At 46.9% G+C, this 14,205-nt stretch carries 16 protein-coding genes; 14 read left to right on the top strand and 2 right to left on the bottom strand.

Features of this window, described 5'->3' with window-relative positions:
* Window positions 1–5: 5 nt before the first annotated feature.
* The 12 genes from AB4124_RS04130 (at window position 6) to AB4124_RS04075 (ending at window position 10,123) form a co-directional block, all read left to right on the top strand.
* On the top strand, window positions 6–878 hold the full coding sequence (locus tag AB4124_RS04130) for a type II secretion system F family protein (RefSeq protein ID WP_076324652.1): 873 nt from the start codon (window positions 6–8) through the stop codon (window positions 876–878).
* 20 nt (window positions 879–898) lie between these two features.
* Window positions 899–1,090 carry a Flp1 family type IVb pilin gene (locus tag AB4124_RS04125; RefSeq protein ID WP_076324651.1) on the top strand — a complete coding sequence of 64 codons (192 nt, stop codon included), beginning with the start codon at window positions 899–901 and terminating at the stop codon, window positions 1,088–1,090.
* The gene (locus tag AB4124_RS04120; protein WP_441971283.1) at window positions 1,083–1,757 is read left to right on the top strand and encodes a TadE family protein; all 675 of its coding nucleotides are present in this window, start codon (window positions 1,083–1,085) and stop codon (window positions 1,755–1,757) included. The genes AB4124_RS04125 and AB4124_RS04120 overlap by 8 nt, the downstream gene beginning before the upstream one ends.
* Window positions 1,758–1,759: 2 nt before the next feature.
* Complete coding sequence (locus AB4124_RS04115; protein ID WP_441971282.1) at window positions 1,760–3,991, top strand: TadE/TadG family type IV pilus assembly protein; 2,232 nt, start codon at window positions 1,760–1,762, stop codon at window positions 3,989–3,991.
* An 82-nt stretch (window positions 3,992–4,073) separates the two neighbouring features.
* Entirely contained in the window at window positions 4,074–4,994 is a 921-nt protein-coding gene (locus tag AB4124_RS04110; protein ID WP_441971640.1) for a TadE/TadG family type IV pilus assembly protein, read from the top strand.
* Window positions 4,995–5,180: 186 nt separating this feature from the next.
* Window positions 5,181–5,693 (top strand): A24 family peptidase, encoded by a 513-nt coding sequence (locus AB4124_RS04105; protein ID WP_076324647.1) that lies wholly within the window; start codon window positions 5,181–5,183, stop codon window positions 5,691–5,693.
* A 13-nt stretch (window positions 5,694–5,706) separates the two neighbouring features.
* Window positions 5,707–7,566: a DUF6382 domain-containing protein gene (locus AB4124_RS04100; protein ID WP_441971280.1), complete on the top strand. Its 1,860-nt coding sequence runs from the start codon at window positions 5,707–5,709 to the stop codon at window positions 7,564–7,566.
* Window positions 7,567–7,813: 247 nt separating this feature from the next.
* Window positions 7,814–7,987, top strand: coding sequence for a helix-turn-helix transcriptional regulator (locus AB4124_RS04095; protein ID WP_441971278.1), 174 nt, complete (start codon window positions 7,814–7,816; stop codon window positions 7,985–7,987).
* A gap of 275 nt (window positions 7,988–8,262) precedes the next feature.
* On the top strand, window positions 8,263–8,754 hold the full coding sequence (locus AB4124_RS04090) for a hypothetical protein (protein WP_441971276.1): 492 nt from the start codon (window positions 8,263–8,265) through the stop codon (window positions 8,752–8,754).
* Window positions 8,755–9,257: 503 nt separating this feature from the next.
* Window positions 9,258–9,503 (top strand): helix-turn-helix domain-containing protein, encoded by a 246-nt coding sequence (locus AB4124_RS04085; protein ID WP_441971274.1) that lies wholly within the window; start codon window positions 9,258–9,260, stop codon window positions 9,501–9,503.
* Window positions 9,500–9,607, top strand: coding sequence for a hypothetical protein (locus AB4124_RS04080; RefSeq protein ID WP_441971272.1), 108 nt, complete (start codon window positions 9,500–9,502; stop codon window positions 9,605–9,607). The genes AB4124_RS04085 and AB4124_RS04080 overlap by 4 nt, the downstream gene beginning before the upstream one ends.
* Window positions 9,608–9,709: 102 nt before the next feature.
* Entirely contained in the window at window positions 9,710–10,123 is a 414-nt protein-coding gene (locus tag AB4124_RS04075) for a transposase (RefSeq protein ID WP_441971270.1), read from the top strand.
* A 103-nt stretch (window positions 10,124–10,226) separates the two neighbouring features.
* On the opposite strand, the gene AB4124_RS04070 is transcribed toward AB4124_RS04075, so the two are convergent.
* Together AB4124_RS04070 and AB4124_RS04065 are read right to left on the bottom strand one after the other, a co-directional pair.
* Window positions 10,227–11,147 carry a copper amine oxidase N-terminal domain-containing protein gene (locus AB4124_RS04070; RefSeq protein WP_441971268.1) on the bottom strand — a complete coding sequence of 307 codons (921 nt, stop codon included), beginning with the start codon at window positions 11,145–11,147 and terminating at the stop codon, window positions 10,227–10,229.
* 257 nt (window positions 11,148–11,404) lie between these two features.
* Window positions 11,405–11,878, bottom strand: a complete 474-nt coding sequence (locus tag AB4124_RS04065) for a DUF2621 domain-containing protein (RefSeq protein WP_009594427.1) — start codon at window positions 11,876–11,878, stop codon at window positions 11,405–11,407.
* Window positions 11,879–12,002: 124 nt separating this feature from the next.
* On the opposite strand from AB4124_RS04065, the gene AB4124_RS04060 reads away from it, so the two are divergent.
* The gene (locus tag AB4124_RS04060; RefSeq protein WP_430111759.1) at window positions 12,003–13,124 is read left to right on the top strand and encodes a deoxyribonuclease IV; all 1,122 of its coding nucleotides are present in this window, start codon (window positions 12,003–12,005) and stop codon (window positions 13,122–13,124) included.
* A 131-nt stretch (window positions 13,125–13,255) separates the two neighbouring features.
* Window positions 13,256–14,155, top strand: coding sequence for a formyltetrahydrofolate deformylase (purU, locus tag AB4124_RS04055; RefSeq protein ID WP_441971266.1), 900 nt, complete (start codon window positions 13,256–13,258; stop codon window positions 14,153–14,155).
* Window positions 14,156–14,205 lie beyond the last annotated feature (50 nt).

Below are 14,205 nucleotides of genomic sequence, written 5' to 3'. Positions count from 1 at the left end.
CGGGCATGCTGACATGGATATCCGGCGCGCTGATGGTTCTGCTTGTGGGTGGTTGGGTGGTGCTGAATCAAACGTGCGGCGAACGGTACCATCGTCTTGGCAAAGTGCCAATGGAAGGTCTTAGGCTGCAGCGGTTAGCACCGCCTCTGTTGTTTCTGCTCGAGCGAGGGAAGGTTCCGATGCGCCTGCCGATTATATTTTATCGAATGCAGGGCTCCGTTCAGAAGATCCATGGCTTGCGGCACAGCACAGAAATGACATTATTGTTTATGGCCGAGGCACTTGCGTATACATGGCTTATTTTGATCGGTGGCTGCCTGTGGACATTGCTGTTGGGGGATGTCATCGGACTTCTGGCCGGATTGGGATTGGGTGCATTGCTGCCCGTCGCTTTGGTAAAGGACCTCCATAAAAAGGTCACGCTGCGTGAGCAGGATATCGTGATGGAGCTGCCGGAGCTTCTGAACAAGATTGTGCTGCTTGTTGGCGCCGGCGAGACGGTGCAGCGGGCGATCATTCATTGCGTGGAACGGAACAAGGACGCGAACCATCCCCTGTATGCTGAGCTGAAGAGAATGGTGCTTGAATGGGAGGGAGGCCATCCGTTCCAGCAAGCCTTCGAGCAGTTCAATAAACGGTGCGGCGTTCAGGAGGTATCGATATTTACAACAACCGTCCTGCTTAATTTTAGGCGTGGCGGGAATGACTTTGTCCTGGCACTGCGGGATTTGTCCCGCGTGCTGTGGGAGAAGCGCAAGGCCATTGCAAGAACAAGGGGCGAGCAGGCCTCCTCAAAGCTGGTGCTGCCAATGGTGGTCATTTTCATGATCGTGATTGTTTTGCTCGGAGCGCCTGCATTTATGATGATGAACATGTAGAAGGGACCGGTGTATGAAATATGATGTTAAGCATGGCAAAGAACGGGATGAAAGCTTTTTGGAAGGATGAGAAAGGGATCGGAACGCTGGAGATGATCCTGATCCTAGTCGTTATTTTGATTATCGCGCTTATATTTAAAGATCAGATTACGGCCTTGGTGAACAACTTGTTTAAAAACGTGAATAACAAGAGTAAAGAGTTCCTTGAATAAACGGCTGCCGAGAAGATGGAAGGACGAGACAGGGAGCTTCACGGTGGAAGCTTCCCTGGTTCTTCCCATCGTACTGATGGTGACGGTATTGCTTCTGTTCCTATGCTTGTATATCTACCAGAAGTCGATGCTGGTTCAGGCATCGGCCGCGGCTTCCGAAAGGACCGCATATAGCTGGGACAACAGCCACAAGTTCGCAGCTACGGGATCCGTAGAGCAGGGACAATATGATTCGTTATATTGGCGGTTAACGGATGATCATGTTCTAGGAACTCTATTTGGTTTGGCCAGTGGAGACGGCACGAAGTCGATACAATTGCCGCACGGCGAAGAAGGCAGTGGGAAGCTGCCGGAACTCAAAATGTCCAAGGGCGGTACGGCTGTGCCCGCTAGCATGGCGGGAGAGATGCGTTATTCGAATCAGCTGCTCATTCGAAAGGTGACGACTTCGTTAAATGAGCAGGTATCTCTGACGCCATTCAGTCGAATATTGGACGATGGAGGCCAGATCAAGGTCAGCGCACAATCGATCGTGGTGGATCCTGTTGAATTTATTCGCACGGTGGATCTAATGCGATATTACGGATCGAAGTTTCAAGGCGGGAGAAATGGAACGGATAAGGCTGCCGCAGGAGAAGTTCTACAAAAGTTCGGAGGTTCGCGATAGTCATGACGAAGCATGGGAAAGCGCGGTCTAGTCGGAAAAGGAGAGAGGTGGGCCGATCGTCCGATGGATCTGTATCTGTTTTTTTGATTATCGCCCTGGCAGCCGTATTTATGTTTGTAGCCATATTCATTGATTTCTCGCGTATCGCGGCCATGAAGGTGCAAAGTGAGAGGCTGACAAGAGCAGCCGTACGCTCCGTGATGTCCTCCTATGATCCGCAGCTGCAGAAGGAATATGGATTATATGCCCTTGGAGACACCAGCGGCGATCTCATTATGGGCAATGTGCTGAATGACAGCATGAATCCGGGAGAACGTAGCGATGCATTCCGGTTAATGGCAATGGAGCTCGATAGTTCGGGTCTTGAGCTGCAGCGTCCGCTGGGGACTTATGACATATTCAACCGGCAGATTATCGAGGATATGAAGTATAAAGCGCCGATTGATTTCACTTTGGAATTAGTGGGCAAGTTCAAACCGTTATCGCAGTCCATGAAGGAAGCTTCCAATACGGTAGATGTCCTTAAGAAGCTTCGCAAATTGTATGACAAGCGGGAAGCGGCGCTGGATGAAATGCTGGCAAAGCAGCGAAAAGCAGGGGAGCATGCAATCCGGCTTTCGAAGCTTGTTATGGATCCGCCGGGACAATCGATCTCCGACACTTCGCTGGGGGGCAGTATGTATACCGCCGCTGATGTGGCATCGCAATACGAGGATTATAAGGCTAAACAACAGGAAGATGCGGACAGGCCTCCTAAGGAACAACAGTATACGCTGCTGCTCATGGCTTACCGGAGCGGAATTTCTTCCATTGGCTCACAGATTTCGAGGGAGGCCAGCCGAGTTCAGAAGGAGAATGACAAGCTGCTCTCGGATGCGCATCAATTATGGGAGGAAGCAAGGAATCTGAATGAAGAGATGAAGCAGGTTATCAAGGATTCCGAGAACCGTTCATCTAATAGGGGATATGATCAGGTCACGAATGATGTAACACCAGGGTCTAACGATTCATCCGGGGCAGAAGCGGAGATGATTCAATCCATACGGAAGCAAGCTGACAAATTAATTCACAGCGATGAGTTCTTGAACGGCTTCCGGCAAGAGATTGATAGCCAGGAGAGTCGATACCAACAGGTTGCCCGAGCGGTCACCACTCTTCAGTCTTCGCTGGGGGGAGAGGGAATGAAGGGGACGGTGCTTGAAGCCAGTCGCACATTACAAAGTTTTGTGTCTAATTATGGAGTATCAGGCAGTGGAAATATTATAGATCGGCAGCAGGCGTCATTGGAACAGTTCCGCACATCCGATAAGGAACGGAAGGCGATGGAGAAGCAGGCCAGTCAGAAGCTGAAGCAGGCATCCAAAGTCATTGAGGCGATTAACGGGTTGAATGGACAACATCAGGCTATTATGGATGAGTTCCGTGAACTCCAGCAGTACTATGACGAAAGCCTTCAATTTAATGCTGAAGCGGACAACATGAATAAGGGAAAGCCTATGGACGATGATCCGTATGATGCCGGTAAACAAGCAATGGATAATATGGACGGTATGTTTGGATTTATGGGGAACGTGCTGGGCGGTGTCAGGGATGAACTGTTTCAAAATGAGTACGCCGTTCATTATTATCAGCATTTTGATATTGGGAAATTAACCGGAATGGTTGATGGTTCCAACACGGGCGGGGATATCATCCAGGAATTCGCCATTGGGAACCAGGAAGTGGAGTACATTCTATACGGATTTCATAACCCCGCCGGGAATATCTCGGCGGCCTATGCAGAGATCTTTGGTTCCAGACTCGCGATCCGGACGATGGAAGGATTCATTGTGAATAGTAAATTGGGAAATCCGTTGGCGATTTTGGCGGCAGCGATTCTGTATGGGATTGAGAAGGCCATTGAGGATATGATCCAGTTGTGTCAGAAGGGGAGCGTTCAGCTATCCAAGTATGTCCCTGTTGAGCTGACTTACAGGGATCATTTGCGAATATTTCTGTTTATTCACAGCAATAACGAGAAGAAGCTATCGCGCATGTTGGCGTTGATTCGATTGAATACCGGCACTAATCCTGCAGAGCGATTTACCTACGCTTCAGGAGAGGTCAAGACGGCCATGCGTTTATGGTTTCTTCCAGGGGTGACGAAAGCAATCGGCGTTGTATTTGGAAGCGATGGGGACGAAGTTCAGGGAAGTCGTTACATGGTAAAGCGCAAGGCGGATTTTTCCTATTAGGATTAGGGGTACTTGAATGAAACGATTATCGGTAATACAGAAACCTCTCCATAAAGGTAAAGCGTCATCGGAACAAGGAAGCATGGTGGTGGAAGCTGCACTTGTGCTGCCGATGTTTATGTTTTTTGTCATTTTTCTCATTTATATCGTGCAAATGACGTTGATATCGACAGCGCTCCAGAGTACCGTTTCGGATACGGTCAAAACCGTAGCGGCTCATATGTATCCCGTCTCGCTAGCCGTGCAGGCCAATGCCGATGGTAGTGGAACAGGAGAAGGCTCACCAAGCACATCCCATTGGGAGATTCCCAAATTGTCACTTTCTGATTGGGTTTCAAATTACAGCGACTCGCTTCCTTCTCCTGTTAATGAGTGGATCACGCAAGCCGTGGCGTCAGGAGAGGAGCCGCTGCAGCAGCTTAAGAACCAAACCGTGGAAGCTGTACTCGATCCTGTGGTCAAGCCGCTACTGAAGCCGTTTATGCCTGACCGTCTTCTGGACTATGAACGAATTCATGTGTCCAATGTTCACATTCCGAATTTGAAGAGCGGGGCGAGTCCCTATTTCGGCATTGAGGTGAATTACGCGCTTCCGATCCGGGTTCCTTTCTTGAACAAACGCATCGTGCTGCAGGCAAAGGCTCAGGAGAGATTATGGATTGGCGACACCGGCGAAGGAGGGACGGGTTCAGGGGATGGCTCGGGGACGAACGGGGCTATCGAGCTGTTGGAGAAGCCGAATCCGGCCATTGCTAGCAAGCAGGCTAAGGTAAAAGTGAAAGTAGAGCCGGGAAGCAGTGCCCAACTGTCAGTCTATTATAAAAGCGGTCAGAGCACGGCTAAATATTTGGGCTGGGAGACCGCGGACGGGAACGGCTATATCGAGTGGGAATGGAACGTAGGCTTTAATACAACGCCTGGAACGTGGCTGTTTGTCGTTGAGACAGCAGACGGACAGCGAATTGAGGTTCCGTTTACGGTGGTGGCACGGTCAGGTTCTTGAGGCTTGATAGCAAGAGTCCGAAATGAAGTGTTCCCTAAGAAGCGTTTCAGAGAAGTGTTTCAAAGAAGTGTTTCAAATAAGTTTTTAAGAGAGTCATTCTAAAGGAGCATTCGTTGTTCATCCATAGTTAAAATCTTATCAAGGCTATTCCAGTGAATAGTTTAAGCAAGGGAGTTTTGATGTAGTATGGCCGTTGCTTTTGGTGTTTGTGCCGTTTATCTGATCGCGGCATTCATTACAGATCTTCGTTCCATGAAAATACCGAATGTTTTAACCGTTTCTGCTATGCTGTCCGGTCCCGTCTATTATGGCGTTCTGGACGGGTGGGAGGGGCTGTTCTTTTCTTTGCAGGGTCTTGGAGCAGGGTTTCTTATCTTGTTGATTATGTATTTTATAGGGGCTGTGGGAGCGGGTGACGTTAAGCTGTTTGGGGGGATTGGTGCCTGGACCGGCTTATGGTTTACCTTGCAGGGCATCATGTATTCTGTAATTTTTGCCGGTGTCATCGGTTTGCTCATCCTGCTCTGGCGGCGGGAAATGATGAAGCGAATACGCAATGTCGTTGGCAGTATCGCCGGCGTTTTTGTTATGAAGAGCTGGTTGCCATGGCGCAATAGCCAGGAGGAACACTTGCGATTCCCCTTTATGATTGCTGTCCTTCCTGGCGTAATCAGCACGTATGTGGTACTGCACTTGTAGGAGGGGGGAGCTTATGCTCGGATTAAAGGCGGATTTTATGCAGAACGGTGGAACCATTATGGTGCTGGACCGGACTGAAGGAATCCAATCATCAGAACTTAATCATGTACAGCTGGGAATGATCCGTTCTTCGAGAATCCCTCATTTCTTGAAGCTGCATATGAAAGAAGTCGATTATAAGGTAACGCTGGAGTATGATATCACCGGCAAAAAAATGCTATCTCAAGCGTTAAAGAGCGAGCGAATGACGCTGACCGAATATTTTGGATTGCTGTTGCAGATCGTCACTGCTCTGGACGACAGCAAGTTGTATATGCTTCAACCGGAAAATTATATTTTGCATGAGGATTATCTGTTTATTGAAGGTTCCCTGGATCTTGGCACTTTATATTTAACTTATGTTCCCGTTGCAGCTACCGAAGCAGGCGGCACACGTCTTCCAGTTATGCTCAAAGAGCTAATGACAAGGTTGCTCGCATCGGTGACGGAGCTAAAAGGGGGAGGGATACAGGCACTGATGTCGTTCTGCAGTGAACAGAGCTTTAATCTGCCGGGACTTAAGAAGCTTGTGGTCGACCTGTTAGCAGGAGAGGGTGAAGACCATCGTGCTGTAACTCAAGCAAATGCAGCAGTGCCTTCAGGTTTGAATCAAGGATCGCTCTATACCGGTAGTCAATCAAGCAACATGGGCTCCAAGCCTGCATTCGCATTTACAGAACCGGCTCGCGGGCGGATAGCAGTGCCGCAGACGGAGAGTGACACCCACACGGATAAACAGAGTTTAATCCGAGGTCTGGCGGAACGTACGAATGAGATGTTTGGGAAGAGGGGCAAGAGCGAGGAAATGGATTCTCACGTGGATCGAAGCCCCTTGAGCTCTAATCCTGCGTGGCTCCCTGATACAGATGATACAAATTCAGAAGCTTCGGACAATGGCAAAGCCTCGCCGGTTCGCACCTATATTTTGTTAGGATGTTTGCTCGCTGCAGCGGGAGCTTGGAGATTACTTTACATGAATCAGCCTACTTCACTGATGCTGGGGTTGTCGGTAGGGATTACGATTCTGCTTGCTGCATTAACCTGGCTTGGCTGGACAGGTAAACTCAAGCTGCTCTCACGGAGATCCGGCGATTGGTCCGCTTCCCTGCCCATGTTCGAGTCAACAGAGCTTAGCCCGCAGGACTCCAAGTGGAAGTCTGTCCCACGTTTTCAGGCGGACCCTTTATCGGGTCTTCTTGGGGATAGCCGGGAAACAGACGCTGGAAAAGCAGAAGCAGAGCTTGAGGAGGGAAAAGAGAACTGGAGATGGCGGGTCCCTAAATCTCCAGTTAACTCCGATAGAGATCACCATTCAGCGGGATATCCTGCACAGTCTCCGCAGGGCCATGCTTATTTGCGTTCATCTGAGGCAGCAGCTGCGACTGCGGATCCATATGGGGATGAGGGGGATTATTATACCCAGTTGTCCCAACGGACGGAGGTGCTTTCGTTCCCTGGAGGCGGGGGGGCTACCGTGCAGCTAAGTCCGGATACCGCAGCCCGTCCAGGCGTGCAACATTCAGCAGGTGCTTACCTCGAGCTAAATGAACCGAATGCAGCCGCCCCCCAGCGGATTGAACTGCATCAGCCCCACTTCATTATCGGCCGGTCCCCTGACGTAGCCCAATTCGTTGCACAGGGAGTGGGGACTTCAAGGGCGCATGTCGAACTTTCGCGTGAAAGCGGAGGTTACGTACTGAAGGATCTGGGTTCGAGAAATGGCACGATGTTGAAGGGGGAGTCCATGGTGCCTTATAAAGAATACCCTTTGATGGAGGGGGATGTCTTTATTATTGCGGGATGGGAGTTTACCTTGCGTAGGGGTTTATATTAATACGGGATAATTATTGTAGAAGTAGGATTTGCAAAGCTATTATTCTATGAAGCTTTGAGAAAATTCGGATTATTGCAGAAAACCAAAGGTGTACCCTAATTTTTTGAGGGGCTTTTGGTTTTTTTATTTTTACTAGATATATAGAAACATCTGGTATGATGATTATGGTAAAATATACCTATTAACTATATAACTAAGTTTGTATATGTTAACGATTAATTGAAAAAACATCTTGTGTTTTTGATTCATGTGTGAGCAGGTTGCTAAATATCTTAATGTCAGCAGACAGACAATAAGTGGCTATGAGACTGGATCAAGAGAGCCTAATTTAGAAACAACAACTTTGCTTTCTGAACTATACGATATGTCTGTAGATAGTCTACTAGGGATATATAGGACAGCAAAGGGATCTGAAATCTAGCTTTGGTCTATGAACTATTGTCTGCAAGCCAAGAGAAACAGGATGCAATGAAAAAGATAGGGGAAGCTATATGAGAAATATAAAATAAATTCTTTATAAGGAGGGTAGGTAAGATGATACTTTATGAGGTGAAATCTTATGAAGTTGTTGAGGGGAAGGTTGTGAAGTGTTCAGTGAATGCTTTTCGATGAAACTGGGAAAGTTGGTTTTGTCGACATTGAAGACTTACATCAGTTCAGAATAGAGTAAATTACCATAGAAAATGAGGGTGTAAGATGTTTTTCACAGAGAAGAAAATTAGAGAAAATAACATTCGGTCATTGGAATCTTTGATTGAAGCTGCACGAATAATAAGTGAAGATATGTATGCTGACCTACTAAAAAGATACTCTACTGAACAAGTTAAAGATGCCGATAAGTGGAGATCTATAATCTTTCTGACTTCACTTGGTACAGGTTTACTCAATGATAGCTTTGCATTCAATGTAAATAAAATAGAGAACTGTTTAGATTTATTGGGTGGAGCCTTAAACCAGGAAGAATTTGATTTCGTGACAGACTATTTAAAATACATATCTACTATTTTACTCACAGAGGGTACTAATGACGAGCTGATATACGAATACCTTGGAAGTTGGTTATTTATGAGTATTAACCAGACTGATAATTTTGTTAAGGAAAAAACTCCTCCTTATATGTTTGCGGGGACTCTAATCTACAAGACATTCAATAATTTTCTTGACAATAATCATCTTCAGATAATATGAGTCATTTAGAAAGAATTAAGAAGACGTTCTTAATGCAGAACCCTAAATTCTATGAGTTTTCAGATTCGGTCCTGTGCAAGATATATAGAAAGTAAAGATGAGGAATATGCCATATTTAATGTAAAAACATGTATAGTAATTGATTACGTTGTATTCTATCGAATAAGTGACATAATCGAACATAAATGTATCAAGCCTGGTCGAACTAAGAATCCAGTTAACAGATGGGCAGTAGATGAACTTATTAATAACGAAGATCCAGTCAAAAAATCAAAACGCAAGAGTTTGTAAAACGAATCTTTCAACGGCAGTGAAAACAAATGGATATGTTATCTGAAATCAAACCCCTAATATTCTAAATACTAAATGAGGTTAAGGTTTATCTTGAAGTACCAGACACTAACCTGCAAATAACACCGAGTAATAGATGAAGTGCACCCCTTAGAATAGACATTGGACTAAACCCCTGGTTTATCCGATGAAATTCTAGGGGGTGCATTTTTATGCCAGCGTTTAAGGGACAGAAGTTTAAACAGTATTCGTTCGAGACAAAGATGGAGGCGATACACCTTCATCTGGTGGAAGGCTGGACATATCGCAGAATCATGGAGAAGTTTGGGATGACAGACAGACACCGTCTCAAAGATTGGATGAAGAAGTATAAGGAATCCGGTGAGTTTGGACTCATGGAGTTTACGGCTACCGGCAGATCCAGTTGTTCTTGCTTCAGGATCATGGCGTTTGGATGAATCATAAGAAAGTGCTGCGGCTCATGCGGGTACTCGGAATCCGCTCACGCATCCGACGAAAACATCGCGGCAATTATGTCTCTTCGACCGGAACGTGTCGCTAAAAATTTACTGAGGCAGGATTTCGAGACGGATGCCCCTAACCAAAAATGGGTGACTGATGTGACACAATACCGAGTGGGGGAATCCTGGCTCTATTTTCTGCGATGAAAGACTTGTTTAACAATGAAATTGTAGCCTACCACATGAGTCAAAGAAATGACAATTCACTTTTTCTGCAGACGTTTGAGAAAGCCTTTAAACAGACAAAAGACGTGACCGGACTGGTCGTTCACAGCGACCAGAGATTCCAGTACACATCTCATGCATACCACGACATGCTATCAAAGGTTGACGCCCAAATTAGCATGTCTCGTCGAGGAAATTGTTATGACAATGCCTCCATGGAGAGCTTCTTCTCACATCTCAAAACGGAAGGGCTCTACCCTTATGATATCCGAAATATGGATGCGGCACAGAGGCGAATTGAAGCCTACATTCAATTTTACAACCAGAATCGACCGCAACGAAGACCAAATAAGCTGTCTCCGGTAGCGTACCGGAAACAGCTTATAGCCTAGGGGCTTTTTTCAGTGTCTATCAAACAGGGGCTTGACCAATCTGCCTTAAACATATACCCGAGGTTCTTTTTCTAATTTTTATTGAAGTGTGAGTGCGAACTTTTTATAACGAGCTAGAATAAATCATATACTCCGTATCGCCGGTTGGGTCAAAATACCAGTAAGCTACCTTTTTCGAGTAATTATAAGATCCTCCGTATAAGGGCCAGCGTGTAACATATACATTGTATTCGGGAACGAAAATATTATATTGGGCATCATATCCGCTTGGATAAGAGGAACTCGCAAAGAATGTAATGATAAATATGTTGACTTTTTTGTAGCCATATTTTTTATGTACATGATTTGCAATATTTTTGGTCAGCTGATGCCCCGTTGAAGGTTTGCTGTCAAAGGTGTCGATAATGTTCTGCATCGTTTGTTCATCCGAAATTTCTACGGCAATGGAAAGTGTATCCGAATCGTCGGTTACACCATAAGTTAAGTTGTTTAGGTGCAATTTTCCGAAAGAGAGGTTCGAGTATTTGGATTCCAACTCCTCTTGGATTTTTACGGCTTTCGTTTTTACCGGCGGGATCGGTGTAGGTTTAGGAACAAAGGGCTCTGTCCCTTTGTAACTGGTAATGTTGATGGTGTTTCCATTTACGGCGAGGGTTGCTCCAGTGGCCTCGCTGATGAAGCGAAGCGGAACGAAAATGTTTCCGTTCAAGGATACCGGAGGAGATTCGAGCAGCATTCGCGAGCCGTTCACATAGGCGTTTTTGTTGCCTACAGTCAGCACAAGGTTGATCCCTTTTTTAGTCCCTGTAATCTGCTGTTTAGCGGGATCCCACTTTACAGAGAGACCCAAGCTTTTGAATATCGGAGCGAATTGTACCAGGGTCACCCCGTCTCGCAAAATAGGGGCCTGTCGCAGCCCCACTTTAACGCCATCTACATTGACGATATTGGCTGGCGCCGCTCCTACGGCTGGTACAATACATGTAAATAGTAAAACTATAATAATTGCTAATTTCAACTTCACGCCATTCTTTCCTCCTAGGACTATCGGATTATATTTCTTATAACAATCTATTATACGTGATCTATGACTTATTTCCACAATTTTCTTGAAGCGAAAAACAGGCCAAGTGCATTCGGATCCCTTCCATTTAACGAAATTAAAAAACGAATCCCCCTGATCCTTTGTATGAGGACTAGGGGGAATTATCTTCCGGACCCAACGGTTTGTCCGAGCATTTGAATGGAGCAGGTACCGTCGTTCCATTTAAGGTTGTGTTATTACTTATTGATCAAATGCTGATAAGGCTTGTAGTCGATTTCCTTCTTCTGGAGGAAATTCATCAGGAATTTGTAATCCCGCTTCGGCGTAGCTACGATGTAACCTTTGATGCAGTGATCCCGGGTTACTTCGGTAGCGCCGGATTCGACGGCGATTTTGCCGATTTCGGCTGCAATGGAGTGTTTGGCGATATCCCGGAACGGTCCTGGAACAGGCTGCACTAGTTCGTCCAGAAATGCTTTGGATTCATCCGTCCACAGCGGGCGGCTTCGCTCTACCCAGTAATTTTGCCAATCGAGCTTCGATTTGCCGTCGGCTTTGGGAAGCACTTTCAGAAACTTGCGGAACATGAAAAATCCGCCGATGCCCATCAGCCCAAGCATGACCCATCCCCAGAAGGCAATGGAGTTCATGAACCATGACGGCGGCGCACTGGACGACAAATAGCCCATGACGGCCCCTGTGCTCTTCATTTGTATATCACCTCAATGATTATTGTCACATGACACTTTCATGAGAATTATAACGCATTTCTAGATTTATTTCGATATACAAGCTAAAATAGGTGTAATTGTGTGTAAAAAAGGGGGATACAGCATGTTGAAAATTGGTTCCCACGTGTCGTTTTCGGACAAGGGATTACTGACTGCGACGGCTGAAGCTACATCATATGGCTCAAGCTCGTTCATGATATATACCGGCGCACCGCAAAACACGCGCCGTAAGCCGATCGATTCCATGTTTATCGAAGAAGGCAGAGCCGCTATGCAGGAAAGTGGGATTGATGAGATTGTGGTTCATGCGCCGTACATTATCAACCTTGGATCGTACAAGCCCAACACGTTTGAGCTGGCGGTGAGCTTTCTGCAAGAGGAGATTCGCCGTACGCATGCGGTCGGCGTGAAGAATATCGTTCTCCATCCGGGTGCATATACCGATAAGGACGCGGAATACGGCATCGACCGAATTGCTGAAGGCCTCAATGAAGTGCTCGGCGGTACGGATGAGACCGAAGTGAAGATTGCGCTGGAGACGATGGCCGGCAAAGGCACTGAGATGGGACGCAGTTTTGAAGAAATTGCTTCCATTATTGATAAGGTGAAGTACAATGACCGTTTGGCCATCTGCCTCGACACCTGCCATATTCATGATGCGGGTTATGATATCGTAAATGATCTGGACGGCGTGCTGGAGCAGTTCGACAAGCTGATCGGACTCGACCGGTTAACGGTTGTGCACGTGAACGACAGCAAGAATCCGCGTGGAGCGGGTAAAGACCGTCATACGCCGATTGGAACCGGATGGATCGGTTATGAAGCCATTCAAAGAGTGGTTCGTCATGAGAAGCTCCAGGGCAGACCGTTTATTCTGGAGACGCCGTGGATCGGTAAAGATCCGAAGACGCAGCGTCCGATGTATGAGATCGAGATTGCGCTTCTGCGTGGGGATGTGGAAGGCCGTTTCGGGCCAACTTTTGCTCAGCAAGTAGAAGAGCTGAGTGCTTTCTTTGCGAAGGAAGGCATTGAATCCCGTTCGTTCGTGCTGGATACCTGGACGCTTCTGAAGAATGATGCCAAAGCCAAAAAGGCGGATCCTCGCGAACCGATGGAGCGCCTGTATGATATGGTCATGGCAGCAGGCCTGCTGTCCGACCTTTCGGAGGAGCAGATCAATCAGCGCCTGATCGCTTGGTTGTCCGGTGTTACCCTGACTTCATAAGCTTCATTAAATGGCTTTATATTAAGAGTACTAAGGCATTCTCAAGAAAACTTCCGCATGTTGCGGTTTGTATTTCTTGAGAGGTGCCGTTCATGTTAATTGCAGATTTATAAGGAGGATCACCGAGTCTCATGGAAATTCACATCAAGAAGGATCTGCCATCTGCGGCAGGTCAGTACCCTAATCGTGCCCGCATGCTGATCTCCTGTCCGGATGGACCGGGAATTGTGGCGGCGGTCTCCCAGTTTCTGTACCAGCATGGCGCCAACATTGTCCAGTCTGATCAATATACAATGGATCCGGCCGGCGGCATGTTTTTTATGCGGGTTGAATTTGATCTGGAGGATTTGAATACGAAGCTTCCCAAGCTGGAGGAGTCCTTCCGGGATGTTGCCGATCAATTCCGTATGGAATGGAATATCTATCATGCGGTCCGTAAGAAACGACTGGCGATTTTTGTTTCAAAAGAAGATCACTGTCTTGTAGAGCTGTTGTGGCAATGGCAGGCTGGTGATCTGGATGCGGATATCGCACTGGTGGTAAGCAACCATCTGGATATGAAGGAATACGTGGAATCCTTCGGTATCCCGTATCACCATATTCCGGTTACGGCGGATACGAAGCCTCAAGCGGAGCAACGTCAGCTGGATGTGATCGGCGATGATATCGACGTGATTATCCTTGCGCGTTACATGCAGATTATTTCGCCAACCTTTATCGAACATTACCGGAACCGGATTATCAATATTCACCATTCCTTCCTTCCGGCCTTTGTCGGCGGCAAGCCTTATGCGCAAGCTTATAACCGCGGGGTGAAAATTATCGGAGCAACCGCCCATTATGTAACCGAAGAGCTGGATGGCGGACCGATTATTGAGCAGGATGTGCAGCGCGTTAGCCACCGGGACGATGTCAACGAGTTGAAGCGTATTGGCCGTACCATCGAACGCGTGGTGCTTGCAAGAGCCGTCAAATGGCATGTCGAGGATCGGATTCTGGTGCATAACAATAAAACGGTTGTATTCAACTAACGATCTGCAAAAGATTTGCAAGCGTACGTATGACCAGACAGGAAGATAGC

Source organism: Paenibacillus sp. 2KB_20 (genome assembly GCF_052115765.1).
Lineage (GTDB): Bacteria > Bacillota > Bacilli > Paenibacillales > Paenibacillaceae > Paenibacillus_AQ.
This window is presented reverse-complemented; position numbering and strand designations above follow the sequence as displayed.